This window comes from Rhizobium grahamii, assembly GCF_009498215.1.
Taxonomy (GTDB): Bacteria; Pseudomonadota; Alphaproteobacteria; order Rhizobiales; family Rhizobiaceae; genus Rhizobium; species Rhizobium grahamii_A.
In genome coordinates this window covers 59,564-78,234 of record NZ_CP043498.1, presented here as the reverse complement: position 1 = coordinate 78,234, position 18,671 = coordinate 59,564, and the positions used below count along the sequence as shown (strand labels likewise).

At 59.8% G+C, this 18,671-nt stretch carries 22 protein-coding genes, 1 tRNA gene and 1 pseudogene; 10 read left to right on the top strand and 14 right to left on the bottom strand.

Going from position 1 to position 18,671, the window contains the following annotated elements; translation table 11 throughout:
• Nucleotides 1–2 precede the first annotated feature (2 nt).
• Nucleotides 3–692 (top strand): sensor histidine kinase, encoded by a 690-nt coding sequence (locus tag FZ934_RS00415; RefSeq protein ID WP_153269443.1) that lies wholly within the window; start codon nucleotides 3–5, stop codon nucleotides 690–692.
• On the opposite strand, the gene FZ934_RS00410 is transcribed toward FZ934_RS00415, so the two are convergent.
• The 3 genes from FZ934_RS00410 to FZ934_RS00400 form a co-directional block, all read right to left on the bottom strand.
• A complete protein-coding gene (locus tag FZ934_RS00410) occupies nucleotides 689–1,126 on the bottom strand; it encodes a response regulator (RefSeq protein ID WP_153269442.1) in 438 nt (145 codons plus the stop codon). The two genes, FZ934_RS00415 and FZ934_RS00410, sit on opposite strands and share 4 nt — an antisense overlap.
• Before the next feature lie 13 nt (nucleotides 1,127–1,139).
• Nucleotides 1,140–1,844: a helix-turn-helix transcriptional regulator gene (locus FZ934_RS00405; RefSeq protein ID WP_153269441.1), complete on the bottom strand. Its 705-nt coding sequence runs from the start codon at nucleotides 1,842–1,844 to the stop codon at nucleotides 1,140–1,142.
• 385 nt (nucleotides 1,845–2,229) lie between these two features.
• Nucleotides 2,230–2,598 carry a response regulator gene (locus tag FZ934_RS00400; RefSeq protein ID WP_153269440.1) on the bottom strand — a complete coding sequence of 123 codons (369 nt, stop codon included), beginning with the start codon at nucleotides 2,596–2,598 and terminating at the stop codon, nucleotides 2,230–2,232.
• Nucleotides 2,599–2,864: 266 nt separating this feature from the next.
• Here FZ934_RS00400 and FZ934_RS00395 point away from each other — a divergent pair, with 266 nt between their 5' ends.
• The 7 genes and pseudogenes from FZ934_RS00395 to FZ934_RS00365 all read left to right on the top strand — a co-directional run bounded on the left by FZ934_RS00395 (nucleotide 2,865) and on the right by FZ934_RS00365 (nucleotide 12,580).
• Nucleotides 2,865–4,925 carry a sensor histidine kinase gene (locus tag FZ934_RS00395; protein WP_153272324.1) on the top strand — a complete coding sequence of 687 codons (2,061 nt, stop codon included), beginning with the start codon at nucleotides 2,865–2,867 and terminating at the stop codon, nucleotides 4,923–4,925.
• Nucleotides 4,912–5,334 carry a response regulator gene (locus FZ934_RS00390; protein WP_113365337.1) on the top strand — a complete coding sequence of 141 codons (423 nt, stop codon included), beginning with the start codon at nucleotides 4,912–4,914 and terminating at the stop codon, nucleotides 5,332–5,334. The genes FZ934_RS00395 and FZ934_RS00390 overlap by 14 nt, the downstream gene beginning before the upstream one ends.
• 5 nt (nucleotides 5,335–5,339) lie before the next feature.
• Nucleotides 5,340–6,953 carry a response regulator gene (locus FZ934_RS00385; protein ID WP_153269439.1) on the top strand — a complete coding sequence of 538 codons (1,614 nt, stop codon included), beginning with the start codon at nucleotides 5,340–5,342 and terminating at the stop codon, nucleotides 6,951–6,953.
• A gap of 62 nt (nucleotides 6,954–7,015) precedes the next feature.
• Nucleotides 7,016–8,571: pseudogene (locus tag FZ934_RS00380) on the top strand (VOC family protein).
• A gap of 473 nt (nucleotides 8,572–9,044) precedes the next feature.
• Nucleotides 9,045–9,962: a glycosyltransferase family 2 protein gene (locus FZ934_RS00375; protein WP_153269438.1), complete on the top strand. Its 918-nt coding sequence runs from the start codon at nucleotides 9,045–9,047 to the stop codon at nucleotides 9,960–9,962.
• Between the two features lie 58 nt (nucleotides 9,963–10,020).
• Nucleotides 10,021–11,511: a lipopolysaccharide biosynthesis protein gene (locus FZ934_RS00370; RefSeq protein ID WP_153269437.1), complete on the top strand. Its 1,491-nt coding sequence runs from the start codon at nucleotides 10,021–10,023 to the stop codon at nucleotides 11,509–11,511.
• A 49-nt stretch (nucleotides 11,512–11,560) separates the two neighbouring features.
• Nucleotides 11,561–12,580 carry a polysaccharide pyruvyl transferase family protein gene (locus tag FZ934_RS00365; RefSeq protein WP_153269436.1) on the top strand — a complete coding sequence of 340 codons (1,020 nt, stop codon included), beginning with the start codon at nucleotides 11,561–11,563 and terminating at the stop codon, nucleotides 12,578–12,580.
• Between the two features lie 6 nt (nucleotides 12,581–12,586).
• Here the strand turns inward: FZ934_RS00365 and FZ934_RS00360 are convergent, their stop codons facing one another.
• Both FZ934_RS00360 and FZ934_RS00355 read right to left on the bottom strand, forming a co-directional pair.
• A complete protein-coding gene (locus FZ934_RS00360; protein WP_153269435.1) occupies nucleotides 12,587–13,486 on the bottom strand; it encodes a DMT family transporter in 900 nt (299 codons plus the stop codon).
• A 146-nt stretch (nucleotides 13,487–13,632) separates the two neighbouring features.
• Nucleotides 13,633–14,061, bottom strand: coding sequence for an OsmC family protein (locus FZ934_RS00355; protein ID WP_153269434.1), 429 nt, complete (start codon nucleotides 14,059–14,061; stop codon nucleotides 13,633–13,635).
• 224 nt (nucleotides 14,062–14,285) lie between these two features.
• On the opposite strand from FZ934_RS00355, the gene FZ934_RS00350 reads away from it, so the two are divergent.
• Nucleotides 14,286–14,492 carry a hypothetical protein gene (locus FZ934_RS00350; protein ID WP_153269433.1) on the top strand — a complete coding sequence of 69 codons (207 nt, stop codon included), beginning with the start codon at nucleotides 14,286–14,288 and terminating at the stop codon, nucleotides 14,490–14,492.
• A 59-nt stretch (nucleotides 14,493–14,551) separates the two neighbouring features.
• On the opposite strand, the gene FZ934_RS00345 is transcribed toward FZ934_RS00350, so the two are convergent.
• Nucleotides 14,552–14,956: a hypothetical protein gene (locus FZ934_RS00345; protein ID WP_153269432.1), complete on the bottom strand. Its 405-nt coding sequence runs from the start codon at nucleotides 14,954–14,956 to the stop codon at nucleotides 14,552–14,554.
• Nucleotides 14,957–15,139: 183 nt separating this feature from the next.
• Here FZ934_RS00345 and FZ934_RS00340 point away from each other — a divergent pair, with 183 nt between their 5' ends.
• Nucleotides 15,140–15,388 (top strand): hypothetical protein, encoded by a 249-nt coding sequence (locus tag FZ934_RS00340; RefSeq protein WP_153269431.1) that lies wholly within the window; start codon nucleotides 15,140–15,142, stop codon nucleotides 15,386–15,388.
• 5 nt (nucleotides 15,389–15,393) lie between these two features.
• Here the strand turns inward: FZ934_RS00340 and FZ934_RS00335 are convergent, their stop codons facing one another.
• The 8 genes from FZ934_RS00335 to FZ934_RS00300 all read right to left on the bottom strand — a co-directional run bounded on the left by FZ934_RS00335 (nucleotide 15,394) and on the right by FZ934_RS00300 (nucleotide 18,669).
• Nucleotides 15,394–15,645, bottom strand: a complete 252-nt coding sequence (locus tag FZ934_RS00335; RefSeq protein WP_153269430.1) for a hypothetical protein — start codon at nucleotides 15,643–15,645, stop codon at nucleotides 15,394–15,396.
• A gap of 126 nt (nucleotides 15,646–15,771) precedes the next feature.
• Nucleotides 15,772–16,032, bottom strand: a complete 261-nt coding sequence (locus tag FZ934_RS00330) for a hypothetical protein (RefSeq protein WP_153269429.1) — start codon at nucleotides 16,030–16,032, stop codon at nucleotides 15,772–15,774.
• A 169-nt stretch (nucleotides 16,033–16,201) separates the two neighbouring features.
• Nucleotides 16,202–16,277: transfer RNA gene (locus tag FZ934_RS00325), tRNA-Phe, on the bottom strand.
• Between the two features lie 181 nt (nucleotides 16,278–16,458).
• The gene (gene yacG, locus FZ934_RS00320) at nucleotides 16,459–16,668 is read right to left on the bottom strand and encodes a DNA gyrase inhibitor YacG (RefSeq protein WP_153269428.1); all 210 of its coding nucleotides are present in this window, start codon (nucleotides 16,666–16,668) and stop codon (nucleotides 16,459–16,461) included.
• 32 nt (nucleotides 16,669–16,700) lie between these two features.
• Complete coding sequence (locus FZ934_RS00315) at nucleotides 16,701–17,321, bottom strand: Maf-like protein (RefSeq protein ID WP_153269427.1); 621 nt, start codon at nucleotides 17,319–17,321, stop codon at nucleotides 16,701–16,703.
• 55 nt (nucleotides 17,322–17,376) lie between these two features.
• A complete protein-coding gene (gene infA, locus FZ934_RS00310) occupies nucleotides 17,377–17,595 on the bottom strand; it encodes a translation initiation factor IF-1 (protein WP_003545338.1) in 219 nt (72 codons plus the stop codon).
• A gap of 118 nt (nucleotides 17,596–17,713) precedes the next feature.
• Nucleotides 17,714–18,199: a low molecular weight phosphatase family protein gene (locus tag FZ934_RS00305; protein ID WP_194273739.1), complete on the bottom strand. Its 486-nt coding sequence runs from the start codon at nucleotides 18,197–18,199 to the stop codon at nucleotides 17,714–17,716.
• Nucleotides 18,196–18,669, bottom strand: coding sequence for a UPF0262 family protein (locus tag FZ934_RS00300; RefSeq protein ID WP_056817484.1), 474 nt, complete (start codon nucleotides 18,667–18,669; stop codon nucleotides 18,196–18,198). The genes FZ934_RS00305 and FZ934_RS00300 overlap by 4 nt, the downstream gene beginning before the upstream one ends.
• Nucleotides 18,670–18,671: the final 2 nt, after the last annotated feature.

Below are 18,671 nucleotides of genomic sequence, written 5' to 3'. Positions count from 1 at the left end.
ACATGTCGCAGCCGACATCGGAAGAGGAACGGATCAAACGCTTTCTGGCAATTGCATCACACGATCTGCAATCGCCGCTGCGGCACATTGCGATGTACGCGGAAATCCTGCTGGAAGACCTGGAAAGCTCGATCGATGCGGACCAGGTAAAGAGCCTGCGGACCATCCTCGACAAGGCGCAGGCAGCGCAGAAGCTCACCAAGACGCTCATGAGCTTTGCGGCAGGAGCGCCGCAGATTGCCGTCTCCGATGTCGAGCTTGATCCGCTCGTCGCCGAAATCTGGCAGGAGCTGGAGCAGCCAAACGCAACATCCGAGGTAGCGCTAGAGGTCGGATCCCTCCCTAAAATTCGTACCGATCGATCGATCCTCCGGCTCATTCTGAAGAACGTGATTGCCAATGCCTTGACCCATCACGGCGACGGGCCGGTACAGGTGCGGGTTGACGCTGACGTAGCCGGTTCGCAGTGCGCGATCCATGTTTCCGACAACGGGCCTGCCATCGATCCCGCAACAAGGGACAAGATCTTCGACGCTTTCTGGGCGGCGCCCACCGAAGGAATAACGCCAGGGCTAGGCCTCGGGCTTGCCGTTGTCCGTGACCTCGCGACCGCACTGGGCGGGGACGTACATCTCGACCACTCCGGCGAGCCAGGAAACCGCTTTACGATAACGCTGCCGGGCGCGCGCTAGCTGTTGTAATCATCCTTCCAGAATTCAGGCACATCGTAGTCGACATATTCGCGAATGATGTGTTGCAGCGTGTCGGCGTCGATCTCGTCCTTGCCGACCCGGAAATCGACACCGTAATCCGGGAATTGCTGAAAATAGCTATCTGAGACGTCGGTGGAAACCACGCCGATCGGACCTGTGTAGCCGCTGCCGCGCAGTTTGGGCACGCTTTCGCGGAAATCGGAATTCGGCAAAAGCCGGTTATCCAGAAGAATGAGATCGAACTTCACGTCACCAAGCTTGGTGAGGGCATCGTCCACCGACTGGGCATAGTCGAGATTGATCTGCGGCTCCGTCTGATCCGCGATCTTTTTCTTGAGTGAGCGAAACTCAATAAACTCATCGTCGACGAACAGCACATTGACGGCCGATCTCTGGCTGACTGCACGCTTCATGCCGTTCTCTTCCTCAAGAAACCAGACCCATGCGCAAGGCGATCGCGACCATGTGCACGCGATTGACCGCATCGAGTTTGCGGACAGAAGCCGCGATATGGGAGTTCACCGTATGCTCGGACAGCCCCAGAATGATGGCGATCTCCGCCGAGGTCTTGCCCTCGCTCGTCCATTTGACAACCTCGTTCTCACGCTGGGTCAGGCGGCCGGACATCTCCTGCGCCAGGATCTCTTCGTAGAACTTGCCGAAGATGCGCATGGTATCGAGCAGGATTTCGGCAATCTCCGCTTCCTCGGGCGGCTGCCGCGCACCGCTGAAGGCGACGCAGTAACGACGCCCCTCCGGCGTGAATAGCGGGATTAGCAGGAAAGAGTTCGTGTCGAATTCGTTCAGCACAAGGTCAGCCGGGTAGTTCTCCGGCAGGCTGCCCTTGCCGGTCAGCGGTGTCGCCAGAAACTGGGCCGCATTGGTTTTCACCCGGCCAAGCGCCTGGGACAACGCATAGATAAACAGTCCCGACCGGCGCTCCGGCACATTCGTGATGACCATCTCACGGGCGCTGAATGGCGGGGATACCTCCGACACGCGGGCCAGGGCAAACGTCTCGAACTGGTAGTGGTGCGCCTCGGCTTTCAGCAGGCGAAAGAAATCCGTTCGATTGATCGCCCGCGCCAGTTCGGGGCCGGTATGAAACGGAATTGCTGCTGCGCTACTCATCCCACCCTACCTGGTTCATCCGATGACATAGGCTTATCCCAAGATTTGGGGATACCCGTCCTAAATCGGGACAGTTAATAGCATCTACGAGACTATGGAGGAAAGAGATAGGAACGGGGGCGATCACGAGGGGTCGGTACGCCCAGACCAAATCTCACCGAAGTCTTGCATCTTTCCGCATTCAATACCCCTTGTTTGCGGAGGGCGGTGCCAATGTAGGCATCGGAGAGAGCCGACAGCCTGACAGTCAAGGGGTTGGCTGAGTTTGTGGCGGCAAACACGGGGCGATCGGCTCTCTCACTATCTTCTTGCTTAGCATGATCTTAGACAGCGGTCGGCGCGTGTCAATCGCGGCTGCAACCGATGCGATATGGCAACGCTTTTTTCACCGCGCGGCTACCGATTTCAGGTCCAGCGGTTTTTCCATGAAGAAATCCGCGCCGGCGGCCATCGCTCGGTCATGGTCCTCCCTCGCATCCGACCCCGAACACACACCCAGCCGCATAGCGTTGAAGCGGTTGTCCGCCCGCAGTCGGGAAATCAGGCTTATTCCGCTTTCCAACGGCATATAGAGATCCACGATAAGGATATCCGGCAACGACTTTCCGTCGGCAAGCAGGGCCTCCAGGGCTCCTTGGGCCGCCTGCGTCGTGGAGAAGCAGGTAAGGTCGATATCCAGCTGCCATTTATCGCGCGTATATCTCGCGTAGAACAGATCGTCGCTGCTGTCGTCGACGTAAAGTACTGCTGGCATCGCACCTCGCTTCAACTGCCTTGTCTCAAACTACATCAAGAGAGGCGCTGCCATATGATACGGATCAAACTCCGGCAGTTTTTGGGTGACGTGTGGAAACTCGCAGACCATGGCTATTGGTTATTGCATAATTTTGGCTTCCAACAATAGATACACCAAAAGGTTGGGAGAACAGCGAAGTGGCCAAGCCGTTCAGCGGCCGAGATAGCGGCACCGAAAGGCGCCAGCAACGCCACCGCCTGACGGTAGCGATTCTCGGCGCGGTCATGCTGCTGCTCGGTGCCTCCGTCGTGAACGGCTGGGTCTGGCAGATCCGCGAGCTTCTGACAATTGTGCCCAGCTCGTCGGCGATGGCGCTGACGACGGCAATCTGCTTTTCGATGGCCGGCTGCGGCCTGATCTTTTCCGTCCAGCGCGGAGAGCGGTCGCAGATGTCGGCCTTTCTGCTGTTTTCGCTCGCGACGGCGCTCAGCGGCACGCGGCTGATCGAGCTGGTGTTCATCGGCCATCATGTGCAGATCACCGAGCAGTTCCTGGCAAGCATGATCGTCGAACCGGATTTCGCGGCCGCGGTCGGCGGAGGCATGGCGCCGAATACCGCGATCATTCTGTTTCTCGCCAGCCTCTCGCTGGCATTGACGCCGCCAGATCGAAACATCAGGGCGCCGCTGGTCGAGGAGCTGATCGGCTATGTGGTCATGGGCCTCGGGTTGGCGGCGCTTGCCGGTTACGCGGTGGGAGCGGAATATATCTATCGCTGGGGGCCGAATATCGGCATGGCGTTTCAGACTGCGGTTGGCGTGGTACTTCTCGGGTTGGCGATGCTGGTGCGTTCATGGTGGCTTCAGCCGCAGGGCCATGGCGACATGCCGGTCTGGTTCCCGGCCGCCATCTGCATGCTCGGCCTACTGGTCGATCTCTATACGCCGCTCGGTGTTGCCAGCGGCGTGCTCTATGTCCCGCTGGTTCTCACCTCCCTGTGGTTCAGTTCGCGTTCCGCGCCCTTCTCGCTCGCGTTTGCCTGCTCCATCCTGATCCTGCTTGGCTTCTTCGCCATCAACCGCCAGGGCGATGGCTTCGTCTATGAGGCGACGAACCGCGCGATCACCATCACGACCCTGTGGCTGGTCGCGATCTTCATCTCCTACTTCCACCGCAACAGTGCCAACCTGACAGCCGAACGCATCCGCTTCGACAGCGTCACACGCAACACGCCGAATGCCGTGATCACCGCCGACACACAAGGGCGGATCTCCATGTTCAATCCTGCCGCCGAAGCGATGTTCGGCTACGACGTGGCTGATGTCATGGGGAAGAACGTGAAGATGCTGATGGCGGAGCCCTACCGGTCCGAGCATGACGGCTACCTCTCGCATCACGCACGAACCGGCGAAAAGAAGATCATCGGCACGACCCGCACCGTTACGGGCCGACGTAGCAATGGAGAGGAATTTCCGCTCGATCTTTCGGTGAGCACGTTTACCGCTGGCACGACCGTTACCTATGTCGCCATCCTTCGCGACATCACTGAACGCGTCGCGCACGAGGAACAGCTGAAGACGATGTTTGGCCAGTTGCAGGCCTATACGGCTGACCTCGAGCGGAGCAATGCGGACCTCGACGAGTTCGCCTACATCGCCTCGCATGACCTGAAGGAGCCGTTGCGCGGGATGCACAACCATTCCCGCTTTCTCCTCGAGGACTACGAAAAGGTTCTCGATGAGGACGGCGTCAGGCGTCTCAACCGTATCGTGCGATTGAGCCAGCGCATGGAGAAGCTGGTGAACGACCTGCTGTATTTCTCGCGTATCGGCCGCCAGCAACTTGCGATCAAGCGCACCGACGTCGAGGCCATCGTCAAGGATGTGGTTTCGACGATGGAACTCTATCTTGAGGAACGGCACGCGAAGGTCGTTGTCGAAGGGAAGCTGCCCGCCGTCGTCTGTGATGCGCTGCGGATTACCGAGGTCTACCGTAACCTCATCACCAATGCCGTCAAATACAACGACAAGCCGGAGCCCCTTGTCACGATCGGCCATCTCGATCAGCTCCGCGATGACAACGGCCTCGTGACGAAAGACGTCTATTTCGTCCGCGACAATGGCAAAGGCATCCCCAAGGAATTCTACGAAGACATTTTCCGCATTTTCAAACGGCTGGAAAAGTCTCAGGAATCCGATGACGGAACCGGGGCTGGACTTACCTTTGTCCGCAAGATCATCGCTCGCCACGAGGGCGACATCTGGCTAGACTCCGAAATCGGCCAGGGCACCACTTTCTATTTTACACTCGGGCACAAACGCGAGAACCAGCATGCCGCAGCGTGAAACACAACCGATCCTCATCGTCGAAGACAGCGAGGACGATTTCGAAGCAACCATTCGCGCCTTCAAGCGAGCGAACCTGAAGAACCCGGTGCACTGGGCCTCCTCGGGCTACGAGGCGCTCGAACTTCTCGAGAAGATGCCGCGGCCTGGCCTGATCCTCCTGGACCTGAACATGCCGGGCCTCGATGGGCGCAAGACGCTGGAGATGATCAAGTCGAACGACACATGGCGCAAGATACCGGTCGTCATCCTCACCACGTCTGACGATGAGCGCGACATCGAGGGTTGCTACGCACTCGGCGCCAATACCTATGTGCAGAAGCCGGTCGACCTCGACGGACTTTTTGCAGCCATTCAGCGCCTGAAGGAATATTGGTTCGAGATTGCCATCCTGCCTTTGGAGGGCTGACGACTGTGGCAGACGACATCCCGGTCCTGATTATCGACGACAACATCGATGACCGCGAAGTGTATCGGCGGATGCTCTCGCGTGTGCCGGGCGCGCGCTACAGCGTTTTCGAAGCAGAGAATGGCGACGAGGGCCTTGCGCTCAACGAGCAGAAACGTCCGGCCTGCATTCTTCTCGACTACTCGCTGCCCGGCCGGAACGGCGTTGGTGTGCTCGAAGAGATCCTGAAGCGGGATCCGATGGCAAACATCGTGATGCTGACCGGCCAGGGCAGTGAAACGATCGCAGTCGAGGTCATGAAGGTTGGCGCGCGCGACTACCTGACAAAGGACATGCTCTCTCCGGAGGGGCTGCATCGCTGCATCCAGGGCGCCATCATGCACGGCGACCTGGAAGCTAAGCTTGAGTACAAGCGGCAATCCCTGGAGATCTTCACGCGCGCGATGGCGCATGATCTGAAAGAGCCGTTGCGGACCATCAGGTCGTTTTCAAAGCTGCTGCAGGTCTCGCCGACGCTGTCGGGCGAGGACCGGGATTTGCTCGACTATGTCCTGAACGCCGCCGGGCATATGGAAGACCTCATCGTGAAGGTCTCGGGTTTCACCAAACTCGAGGCCTCCAGCGATCTGGAGCTGAAGCCGGTGCAACTCTCCTCGGTTCTTGCCCGGGTGGAAAGCAACCTCAGCGAACAGATCGGCAGCCGGGGCGCGACGATCTTGAGGCAGACGACGCTGCCTGAGGTCATGGGTGACATGACGCTGCTCGTCCAGTTGCTGCAGAACCTTGTCTCCAACGCCATCCACTACTGCGATTCCGATATGCCGCACGTGCAGATCTCGGCCAGCATCGACAGCGCGATGTGCCGGCTCTCGATCGGCGATAATGGTCCCGGCATCGATCCCGAGTATCGCGAACTGATCTTCCAGCCTTTCAAGCGGCTGGTCGGCCGCGGCATCGAAGGGACCGGGCTCGGGCTCGCCATCTGTCGCCGTATCGCGCAGCTGCATGGCGGCTCGATATGGTGCGAGCAGAGACGTGAACGCGGTAGCGTCTTCGTCTTCGAAATTCCGCTCGCCTCGCCGGTCGAGCAGCCCTCGTCGCCAGCCGCGGAGAGCGGCAAGCCGATCCAGCGCCCTGCCGATCCGGCACGGGTTGCCGAGGTGCTGCTTGTCGAGGACAGTCCCGCAGACGTCCAGATCCTCAAGATCAAGTTGATGAAGCGGGAAAAGGTCGCCTTCAACCTTCATGTCGCGGCCAACGGCCGTGATGCCATGCGGCTGCTCGAAGCGCGGCTGGCAGACCACCATGCGCCCTCGGTCGACCTGATGCTGCTCGACATCAACATGCCGATCATGGACGGTTTCGAGGTTTTGAGCGCCATGTCGGCGGATCGCCGGCTGAGCGATATCCCGGTCTGCATTCTCAGCACGTCCAGCGACGAGGACGACATGGAACGCGCCAAGGCGCTCGGCGCGTGCGCCTACATGGTCAAGCCGCCAACATTGCAGCAGCTCGAACTCGCGATCGAAAACGTCGACACGCTCGATTTGCAGCCAAACGGTGATGCCCTAGTTCTATGTGCAGAACGTTCACAGCAACCTCCACATTCGGCAGCATGACGCTTATATCGACCCTACTACTGGCACTCATCCTTTCTCCCATGCAATCCGGACTGCATTCAATGGTCTCTGGTATCCATCACGTCACCCTCATCACCCGCAAAGTGCAGGCAAACGTCGACTTCTACGCCGGCTTTCTCGGAATGAGGCTGGTCAAGCAGACCGCCGGATTCGAAGATGCATCGCAGTTGCACCTCTTTTATGGGGATGCGCTGGGAACACCTGGCTCGCTGGTCACTTTCCTCGTCTGGGAAGACGGATCGCAAGGGCGTGCGGGACATGGCCAGCTCAGCGAACTGTCGCTCGCGATCGATCCGGCCAGCATCGGCTATTGGCTGACCCGCGCGATGAGTTTCGGCTTTCGCACCGAGGGCCCGGCTGATGAATTCGGCGAGCCCGTGCTTCGGTTGAAGGATCCCGACAACATCATCGTCAAGCTCGCCGGTACGCGGCAGGTGGTCTCGCCGGCAGTGTGGGATGGCGCCGGCATTCCCGCCGAGCATGCAATCCAGCGCGTCCGCGGCGCGACCATGCTGACGGAACAACCGGCCGAGACCCGCGCCTTCATCGAGGGCCATTTCGGTTATCGCTTTGCCGCCAGTCACGGCAACATCGATCGTCTGGCCTCCGAGACCGGAGACATCATCGACGTTCGCAATGCGAAAGGATTCTGGGCGGGTGCGCTGGGAACCGGAACCTTCGACCATGTCGCCTTCCGGGCCGCCAACGACGAGGTTCTCGTCGGCGTGCACAATGCTCTCGAGAAGGACGGCATCCACACCACCACCATGCATGACCGGAAATATTTCCGGTCGCTCTATGTGCGCGAACCCGGCGGTTCGCTGATCGAACTGGCAACCGACAAGCCTGGTATGACGGTTGACGAGCCCGAAGCCACGCTCGGGAGCAAACTCTTCCTCCCCAAGGACCCGATCACCGATCTCAACGACCTGAAGGTCGCCTTGCCGCAGTTCTCCATGCCCGGTGAGCCGCGCGTCAACTATCGCGACCTGCCTTTCGTCCATCGCTTCTACACACCGCCGGATCCAGACGGCAGCGTCCTCGTCCTGCTGCACGGATCGGGCGGCAACGAAACGACGCTGATGCCGCTCCTCCACAAGGTGGCGCCACGCGCAACGCTGCTTGGCGTCCGCGGACGAGCAACGGAAGAAGGCATTCCGCGCTGGTACAAGCGAATCACGCCGTTTTCCTTCGACCAGCAGGACATCAAGAACGAGGCCGAAGCCTTCGCCTCCTTCATCGAAGGCGCTGTCAAATCCTATGGCCTCGATCCGAACAAGCTTGTCTACGTGGGCTATTCCAACGGCGCCAACCTTTTGAATTCGCTGCTCTACCTGCATCCAAACCTTGTTCACAAGGCCGTGCTCCTGCGTTCCATGCCGGTACTGACGTCTTTCCCGACGACCGATCTCAAGGGCACCGACCTCCTTGTGATCAGCGGCAAGACGGATGCCTATGGAAATATGCGAGCGAGTTGGAGAATCGCCTGAAGAAATCCGGCGCCACTGTCGATTCGAGCATTCTTCCCACCGGCCACGAACTCGGGGATTCGGATGTTCCGGTCATCCGCAAATGGCTTGATGGCGGCATTCAGTGAGATGAGCCCTCGAAATCGCCGAAGTTAGTCGGCGATTTCCTGTCAGTACGAGCACCGCTCGCGCTTTCGGAAACTAAACCATCTTCTGCAATTCTTGCGATACCGGCCGCTAAGCTTGGAAAGCACATGGGCGCGACGGCATTTCCCGCCGTTCGCAGCGCAGCGTAGAATATACAAGTATCGCTTCGTCCGTCGCGACTTGCGACGAAGCAAACCATCGCATCGAAGAGAACAATTCCTCTCTCGCGATATTTATATTTCCAAGATTTTATCTTCATCGGCGATCGTCGCGACTGTTATTGGAACAGTCGATCGCCGTTCTATTCAGAAGCAATATATCGGCTAGAAATCACCACATTCTTTTGTTTTTTCAACGCCATGTACTATTTTGCTGCAACGCAAAATGCTCCTTGTCGAACGCGGATGTGCGCCCTATCCTCCGCTTCGACATCGATCGCAGAAGGGGAAATTGCATGCCTCCTCAGCCCGTGGACATCAGCCTGATTATCTCTTCGAGAAATCGGGCATATGGACTGACGAACTGCCTGGATGCCATTTCTGTCGCCGCGCGCCAGGCAAGCTACTTGCGGCTGGAGCTCGTTTTCGTCGACAACGGCTCTAGCGATTCTACCTCGGACGTTGTGCGCGAATGGGCTGCAAACGCACCGATCAAGACCACGCTCGTCTACGAGGCAAAACCCGGCCTCGCGGTCGCTCGCAACAGCGGAATGGGCGCGGCTACCGGTCGCGTCCTCGCCTTTACCGACGACGATTGCGAAGTGTTCCCTGATTACTTCACCAGCATCGCCGCCCTATTCGCGGCCGATCGCGAACTCGTGATGCGCGGCGGTCGCATCGAGCTTGGAGATGCAAGAGACCTGCCGGTGACCATCAAGCCGGAGCTGGAGCCGGCTGTACTCAGCAGCGATCTTCACGCCGGCGGCTTCATCCACGGCGCTAACATGGCCTTCCCCCGCGCCATCGCCGACAAGGTCGGGCTCTTCGACACGCGTTTCGGCGCTGGTTCGCCCTTCCGCTCGGGCGAGGATACTGATTACGTCCATCGCGCCTTCAACGCCGGAATACGGGTCGAATATCTGCCGGACTTTGCCGTCAAGCATTTTCATGGACGCCGCGAGCTCGGCGATGTCAAGAAGCTGCAGAGCGGCTATGCCTTCGGCAACGGCGCGCTCTACGCCAAATATCTGTTCGACCGTCGGTCGAACATGCGGGGCATGCTGCGGTGGGATATCCGGCAAGCCGCGCTGGAAGCCATCGGCAAGCGCAAGCTCGATGGCGATCTCGGCCTTACCTATCGCAGCCAGCTGCGCGACAACCTGACGGGGATGATCGCCTATTGGCGCAGCCCACGACTACAGAACCCCGCCTGACAGAACCACGCCTGCACGATCAATGCGCGCTCGTCGCGCCTATTCGAATGGACAGTGAATGGCAGATACGGCAATCGCCCACGCCGAACTGAAGAAGAAGACCGCCCTCTCCGTTCTATGGTCGGTCATCCGGGTTGCCTGGAGTACGGTGGCAACCTTCATCATCTTCGTCATACTGGCGCGTATTCTCGGTCCCGGCGATTTCGGGACCTTTGCGCTTGCCAGCCTGTTCGTCGAGATCGGTCGCGTTCTGGCGTATGCTGGCCTGGGTGATGCCATCACGCGGCAACTGGATCTCGACGAGGAACTTGCGGACACCGCCTTCTGGGCGACGATTGCCTTCAGCGCCATCGTCGCCGCTGTCGTCTTCGTCTTCGCGCCCTATTACGGCGATCTCGTCCGCGACCCGAAAGTGTCGGAGATCCTGCGCTGGCTAGCGCCGCTGCTGCCGGTGTCGTCGCTTGCTGTGATCCACAATGCGCGGCTGGCGCGCGAATTCGGACACAAGAACCTCGCAGCCCAGGCGATCGCCGCCAGCCTGCTTTCCGGCATCACCGCCGTTGCCTGCGCCTTCATGGGCTGGGGCGTGTGGGCGCTAGTCGCCCAAACCGCCGTCAACGCCGTCGTCACGGTGCTGCTCGGCTGGGTCGCCTATCCCTGGATGCCGAGGTTCCGCTTCAACGTGCCGCTGTTCCGCTCGGTCTTCCTATTTTCCATCAGCCTTGTGGTCACGCAGTTGATGTGGATGCTGCTTGCCCGCGTGCAGGACATTTTCATTTCGCGCTGGTATGGCCCGGTCGAAGTCGGCCGTTATCGTATCGCCTGGCGCCTGATCGAGCTGATCGGACAGGCTGTGCTGGCGCCGATCGGCAGCGTTGCACTGGTGACGCTGTCGCGCCTGCAGAACGACCGTATCGCCTTCCGCAACGCCTACAACAAGATTGTCGGCGCGGCCGCACTCGGCACCATCCCGCTGCTGCTTGGTTTCGGGGCGCTGTCCAACGACATGATCGCCATGCTGTTCGGCGACAAGTGGGGCAACGCCGGCGACATCGCCACGGTGCTCGTGCTGATGGCTGTGCCCTTCGTGATGAACTTCTTCGCCTCGTCGGCGCTGTCGGCGGTCAACCGCGCGGAATCGATCCTCTCGGTGGCAGCCCTGCAGCTTGCCGCGACGCTGGTGCTGACCTGGCTGCTCGTGCCCTACGGCGTGGTTGCCGTCGCGGCAGGCTATACGCTGCGAGCCTGGCTGACGCTGCCCTACCAGCAATATGTGCTGGCCCGCTTCGCCAGCATCGATGCGATGAGCACGCTGAAGGCCGTGGCGCTGCCGCTCTGCGGTTCGCTTCTGATGGCCGCCGGCGTCTGGCTCGCTCATCCTGTCATCGTCGAGCATATCCAGAACCGCTGGCTGTCGCTCGGCCTCAGCATCGGCCTCGGCGCGGTGATCTATCTGGCCTTCCTGCCGATCTTCGGCCGGTCGGTCATCCGCCCCTACATCGCGCTTGCAATGTCGCTCAATCCGTTTCGCAAACACGCGCAGGCCTGAGCCCGCGCACTACTTTCGGACCTCTTGTCCCTAAAACAAGGAGCCTTCAATGGAATCTAACCTGACGATCATCAACCGCCTGCAGGGCGTGATCGAGAAGAACCTGGCGGACGTTTTCGACCCCTCGGAGCGTTATGCGCTGCTCGACTTTCCGAACCACTACAATATCGGCGACAGCGCGATCTGGCTGGGTGAACTTGCATATTTCGACAAGAAGCGCTCGCGCCCGTCCTATGTGACCGAAATCCCGACCTTCGACGAGGACCGCATGCTCGGCGCCATTGGCGACGGCCGGATCTTTCTGCATGGCGGCGGCAACTTCGGTGACATCTGGGCGGGCTACCGCCTGTTCCGCGAGAACATGCTGGAGCGGCATAAGGGACGGCCGATCGTGCAGCTGCCGCAGACCATCCATTTCAAGGATCAGGCCAACGTCGACAGCACGGCGCGCGCGATCGAGAAGCATGGCCAGTTCACGCTGCTCGTGCGCGACAAGAAGAGCCTGGCGTTTGCGCAGCGCTGGTTCCAGTGCGAGACGCGTCTGTGCCCCGACATGGCCTTCTGCATCGGTCCGGTCGCCAAGCCGGTGCCTCAGCATGAGCTGCTCTTGAACCTGCGCGAAGACCAGGAAGTCGGCACGCCGCAGGACCTGACAGCGGCGACACAGCGCCCGGGAACGGTGAAGTCGGATTGGCCGGATGAGCCCGCCGATTTCCAGAAGCAGACCAAGCACGCGGCAATCCTGAAGGGCCTGCTGTCCGGCAAGATCGGCGGCCGCGCCCGCATGACGGAACTCGCCTACCGCGAGCGCGCGCAGCAGCGCTTCGACCGCGGTGTGGCGCTGCTCGGCTCGGCACGGCAGGTCATAACCGACCGCATGCACGGCCATATCATGTGCGTGCTGATCGGCGCGGACCATTGCGTGCTCGACAACAGCTACGGCAAGACCAGCAGCTTCATCGAAGCCTGGAATACCTGCAACACGGAAAAGGCGGAGCTGGCAGCGACTGTCGACGAGGCGCTGGCCATTCTCGACGCACGGCGCATGCAGACACGGGCGGTCGCCTGATCGCAATCAGCCTCGCCGGGCGATCATGATCCCGGCGAGCACGACGACGCCGCCGAGCGCCTGCATGAGACCGATCGGCTCGCTGAGCAGGATCCACGCAAGGATGGCGGCGACGACGGGCTGCAGCAACAGCGTCAGCGACGAGAATGCAGCCGGCAGGTAGGCAAGAGCGTAGGCGATCGCCACCTGGCCGCTGGCGTGGCTTATGAACGCCAAGCCAAAAACTATGGACCAGCCGTAGGCCGTCGCCGGCAGCATGTGATCTTCGAAGAAGAAGCCGAGCGGAAATACGCAGACTGCCGCTGACGCCGTGCTCCAGAGCATGATGCGGATGGTGTCGAAACGGCTTCGCAGGCGACCGATCGAGAGAATGTAACCCGCATAGAAAACTGCTGCGATGATCGCGACCCCATCGCCGCGCAGGTCGCCGTTTCCGAGAGCGGACGGCCCGCCTTTGAGGATGACGACGCCGGCAAGGGCAAGGGCAAGGCCGATAACGAAGATCCGGCTAACCGAGGCGCGGAAGAACAGCAACCCGATTACCGTCACGAACACGGGCGCCAGATTGGCGAGCAACGTGGCGTTCGCGACCGATGTCATGGTGATGGAGAGATGCCAGGCGGCGAGATCCATCGCCAGAATGACGCCGGGAAGCACGAGCAGACCGCAATCCGTCAGGTTAGCGGGCTTCGGTCCCGCATCCTTCCCGCCTCTGATCAGAGAAAAGGCGAAGATCGGAATGAGCGCAAGCGCCACACGCCAGAAGGCGGTCGCCATCGGCCCGACCTCCGACAGACGCACGAAGATCGGCGAACCGCCAATCGCGGCGCCGCCGAGAATGAGGGCGGCCAGAGCGAAACGGTTGGATGGAGACGACGGGGATGCGGCGGAAACGGCTTGAGACATGCTTTCGGTGCTTTCCGCGCCGCCTCGATCGCAGCGACGCCAGTTGCAGCCGAGTAGCAGATACGACTGGGCGATGATAGCCGAAGAGCGACAGGCGCGGCGCTATTCCGCCACGCGCGACCGATAGGCATCAGTCGGTCGAGGTTCTAGCCCGAGACCACGGTGGAAAATTCGGGATTGCCGCGGATCGTGTTGCTGACCGTGCAGATTTCATCTTCCGCCGCGTGGGCGATTTTCGAACGCATCTCGTCATCGAGATCGCCCTTGATGGCGAAGGCGATGTTGAACTTCTGTACCCGGGATAGACCTTCGGTCGCCTTCTCACCCGTAACGTCAGCGGTGATCTCGGTGATCTTGTCGAGAACGCCGAACTGGCTTGCGGCCATGCGCGCGCTCAGCACGAGGCAGGCGGACAGGGACGAATAGAGGAGATCGAGGGGATTGAATCCCGGCTGTGAGGGGCCGGTGACGATGTCGATTTCGCCCTTCGTCGCCGATGTAACATGTGGAAAACCCGTGCGGCCGAGAACAGCCGTTGCGCCAACGGGACGAGTGCGAACCTTCAAATCGGCCATGGAGAACCTCTTACGACAATCAGGACGTTAGATAGGATCTTCCTGCCACCACTGCAACGTACTTCCTCCGGTATCGACAGGCGTTTTGCGCGTCGAATCGATTCGCGCAGACGCGCGATGGTCAAGGTCAGTTTCCCATCCCTATTTTTCGGGATAGCTCCGGGTCAGCTTCGGGATGCAATATGCGAATGCACTAAAACAGAAATGACTCATTGGAGTTATCCATGCGAGCACTTGAGACCGTTGCTGTTGCACCCACCATCATCATCGATGCCGAACCCTTCGGTTACATCCGGAAGGTCTTTGTCGATGACGAGCCCTGCTGGGGTTTGTTCGATTCCGACGGAGATGTAATTTTCGTCGGCGATGCAGCGAGCGATTGTCATTCCTACGCCGTCAGTGAGCAGATCCGCATCCAGGTCATCCACTAGGCAAAACCCGACCGACCCGCCTATGCGGGCCTGCCGGGTCATACATATCGGCACTCGCTTCAGCGATAGGACTGCGCAGACGGCGTCACGGCGACCTGTTCGCCCGTGAAGATGATGACGGCGAAGAGCAGGACGCCGATGAACGTTATGATGGACGCGACCGCCACGACGGGTTCCATTGCCATGTTCCCGAGCAGGAACATATAGAGGCTCGGGATCATCAGCACGAGGCCGGCCGTGTAGACATAGTACTGGATCATGGCGAGCCGCCGCTCGGCCTTGCGCGGATTGAGCGCATGATATCCCCCGAAGATCGCCATCGTCACCCAGCCCAGCAGATTACAGTGTGCGTGCGCCCCGATGACGCTGTGGTCCTGTGAAATGGCCATGTTCAGACCCATTCCTATCCCAAGGATAAGAAACAGGATTGCCGTCTTGAAATATAGCTGTGCGATCCGTGGCATAGTTTTTCCCCTCCTCTTTGGGAGGGACAGTATTACCATTGTATCGCCCCGATGAGAATGGAGACCAGTTATCCACCGATGTCGCTCTTACTGTGCGTTTTGATGACACATCCCTCGTTCCGTCAGGACTTCATTAAGACCAAGCTGCTATGATGATGCCACAGCCAATATGCGGGGCATGAGATGAGAGACATCTACAAGCCGTTTGTCACCGACGACGATCCGGATCGGGATATCCGCTGCCAGGACGCCATGCAATTTGCGTTTGAGGATCTCGTGGCGGCGTCGACGGCTGCCACCTGGGGCGAGCGGGAGTGCCTGCAAGCAATCATCTGCCTCGCGGAGGAACGCCTGCAGACGCTGGCGGCCAATGACGACGCTAGGGCTCTACTGGATGTCCTGAGACAGATGGCGAAGACGTCAGCCGCCTGAGACGATCAGGCGGCGTGACCGGCGGCGAGATAGCCGACCAGGGAGTCATCAGCCCCATCCGCCAGTATCTGCGCCTGTACAACCGACGTGTTGTGAGATGCCATGAGAAGCAGGCACAGCGAAACAGCGCGCGGAACCTCCAGCTCACCGGACGCCCAACGGCGGCTGGTCAGCTGGTCCACACCGAACAGCTTTTCCACGGCGGCAGCAGTCAGTCCGACCACTGCAATAGCGGCTCTGTATTCCGACGCTTTCATTTGGCTGTTCCCGGCGCGTTTTTCGCGCACTAATCTTCGAAGTCGCTCACTTTAGTTTCGTATTATTTTCGCGATTTATCATATACGACATTTTCTGTCTATAGAGCGACATTTCACCAGGAGAAGTTAGTGGATCGACGGATCCGTGTCTTCAAGAAAGGTCCGGATGCCTTCGCGTTCGACGGTTGCCAGAAACTCGTCGAAGGCTTCGCGATCGGTCGCAAAACCCTCTTCCCACTCGATCAGATCCTCGTCCTGCGTCACGACTTCGAGCTTCCAGTCGCCGTTGGTTCCGGCCGGACGGGAGATATCGACCAGCACAGTGACATCGTCATCGGTGAACTCGCCGGACAGTTCCGAATGCTCGATCTTCTGCTTCTTAGCCATGTCGTTGCCGCTCCGAATCCGCCGCCAGATGAACCATCCCCCAGCACCTACAGGCTTGCACCGGCCGGAGTCCAGCGGGGGCGACGGCAAATCACGCAAACCGCGATTGAACTCACAATGAGAACACCGGAAGATAAGAAATCTGCTCAGAAAATCGGATCTAAGGTAGTGGTGCCCAGACGCGGATTTGAACCACGGACACGCGGATTTTCAATCCGCTGCTCTACCAACTGAGCTATCTGGGCATTCCTGCTTCGGCACATCTCTCGTACTTGAGAGCTGCGGGGGTTTGGTTTTCCCCGGAAGCGAGCGGGGTTATAACATCTTGTTCGGCCATGGCAAGCGCCAAATGAGAGTTTTTTGACGGGCCTGTGAATTTTCCGAATTACTGAACGAATTGAACGGCTTCCCGAGTGGGAAACATGATCAGTTCTCGTCGGGGTACTCGGCTTTCGTCTCATCTTCCGCAACAGGTATTGCGTAGGAACCTTTCAACCAGCGCGCAAGATCGATTTCTCGGCAACGGTTCGAGCAGAAAGGATAGTGCTCGCGCTGCGAGGGCGTGCTGCACTCCGGGCATGGGCGCGCCTTGCGCAGCGGTTCGATCTTGGCGCTCTGCCTGGTTTCATCGGGCATGGTTCATCCTTCGGGTTTTCGACCCGCCGGCTTCAAGCCTCGGGCCACCGGCTGTGGACGTCGAAGCCCTCGCCGGTCAGAAGCAAAATGGTCTCGTAAAGCGGCAAACCGACGACGTTGGTATAGGAACCGACCATCTTCTGCACGAACGTGCCGGCCAGCCCCTGGATACCGTAAGCGCCGGCCTTGCCGCGCCACTGGCCTGACGCCAGGTAGTTCTCGATCTCGAAACCGGACAGCCGCTTGAACCGCACCTTGGTCTCGACGATCTTCTGACGGACCTTGCGATCCGGCGTTATCAGACAGACGCCCGTGTAGACCCAGTGACTGCGTCCGGAGAGCAGGTAGAGCGACGCGGACGCTTCGTCCGCGAACTCGGCCTTGCCGAGGATACGCCGCCCAACGGCGACGACCGTGTCGGCGGCCAGGATATAGCTGCCCTTCCAGGTCATGTCGCCCTTGATCGCCGCCAGCGCCGCTTCGGCCTTTTCGGTCGAAAGGCGGCGCGCCAGAGACCGTGGATGCTCGGACTTCTTCGGCGCCTCGTCGATATCCATCGGCATCAGGCGCGATGGTTCGATGCCCGCCTGGTTCAGCAGATCGACCCGACGGGGCGAGCCGGAAGCCAAAATGAGCTTGTATTTGAGCGCCATGAAACCTCGACCACCGGGCGAATGAAGGCGAAAGCCCTGAGCTTTCGGTCCGCGTTTACTTGAAACGGTAGGTGATGCGGCCCTTGGTGAGGTCGTACGGCGTCATTTCCACGAGCACCTTGTCGCCCGCCAGAACACGGATGCGGTTCTTGCGCATGCGGCCTGCCGTGTGGGCGATGATCTCGTGCTCGTTTTCGAGCTTCACGCGGAACGTCGCATTCGGCAGAAGTTCGGTGACGATACCCGGAAATTCGAGGACTTCTTCTTTAGGCATATAAGGGTTTTCTTCCTACAGGTTGAATTGGCGGCGGTAGCCGCGCCAAAATTTGGGCGGAAACTACACAATCAGCGGGGGTTTGTGAACCTCGTTGATTGGCTTTCCGTTATTTGTTTCACGCCGATTGCGCGGCAATACCATTTCTGTTGAGTAGCCGGCTCTCGATGAGATCGCGCAGATGGTCGCGGACCTCCCGGTAGCTGTCCAGAATCTGCTCGCGCGTGCCTTGCGCGACGGTCGGGTCCATCGTCGGCCAGTAGACCACGTCGACCGCGTTCGACCGCGTCAGCTCCAGCGCCGCATGATGGGCCTGCGGAGACAGCGTGATGATGAGATCGAAGTAGTCATCCTCGAGCTCCTCCAGCGTATGCGGATGATGACGCCCGAGAGACAGACCAATTTCATCGAGCACTACATCGACGAAGGGATCACGCTCGCCGGCGCGGACACCTGCCGAGCGTATATAGGTGTTTCTAGGCAGAAGATGACGCGCCAATGCTTCGGCCATCGGCGAGCGGATGGCATTCATGCCGCACATGAAGAGAACCGCGCCCGGTCGTATCCCCTCGCGTCTTTCGGCTTCCGGTTCCATCGCTGTCATCCGCGCCAGTAAAGCACGCAGACCAGCGTGAAGAGCCGCCGGGCGGTATCGAAATCGACGTCGATCTTGCCGTTCAGCCTATCCTTCAGCGTCTGCGAACCCTCGTTGTGAATGCCGCGCCGACCCATGTCGATCGCTTCGATGCGGCTCGGCGACGCCGAACGGATCGCTTCGTAGTAGCTTTCGCAGATCATGAAGTAGTCCTTCACGATCCGGCGGAACGGGGTCAGCGAGAGGATATGCGTGGCGACCGCCTCGCCGCCCTCGGTCGTGATGGAGAAGACGAGCTTGGCATTCGCCAGCGAGATGTTGAGACGGTAGGGGCCGCCGGCGTGACCCAGCGGCGTGAAACTGTTTTCCTCGATGAGGTCGAAGATGGCGACGGCGCGCTCATGCTCGACATCGGGCGTCGATCGGCCGATGGTGTCGTCAAGAACGACGTCGCAAAGCCGGTAATCGCCCGCCGCCATCC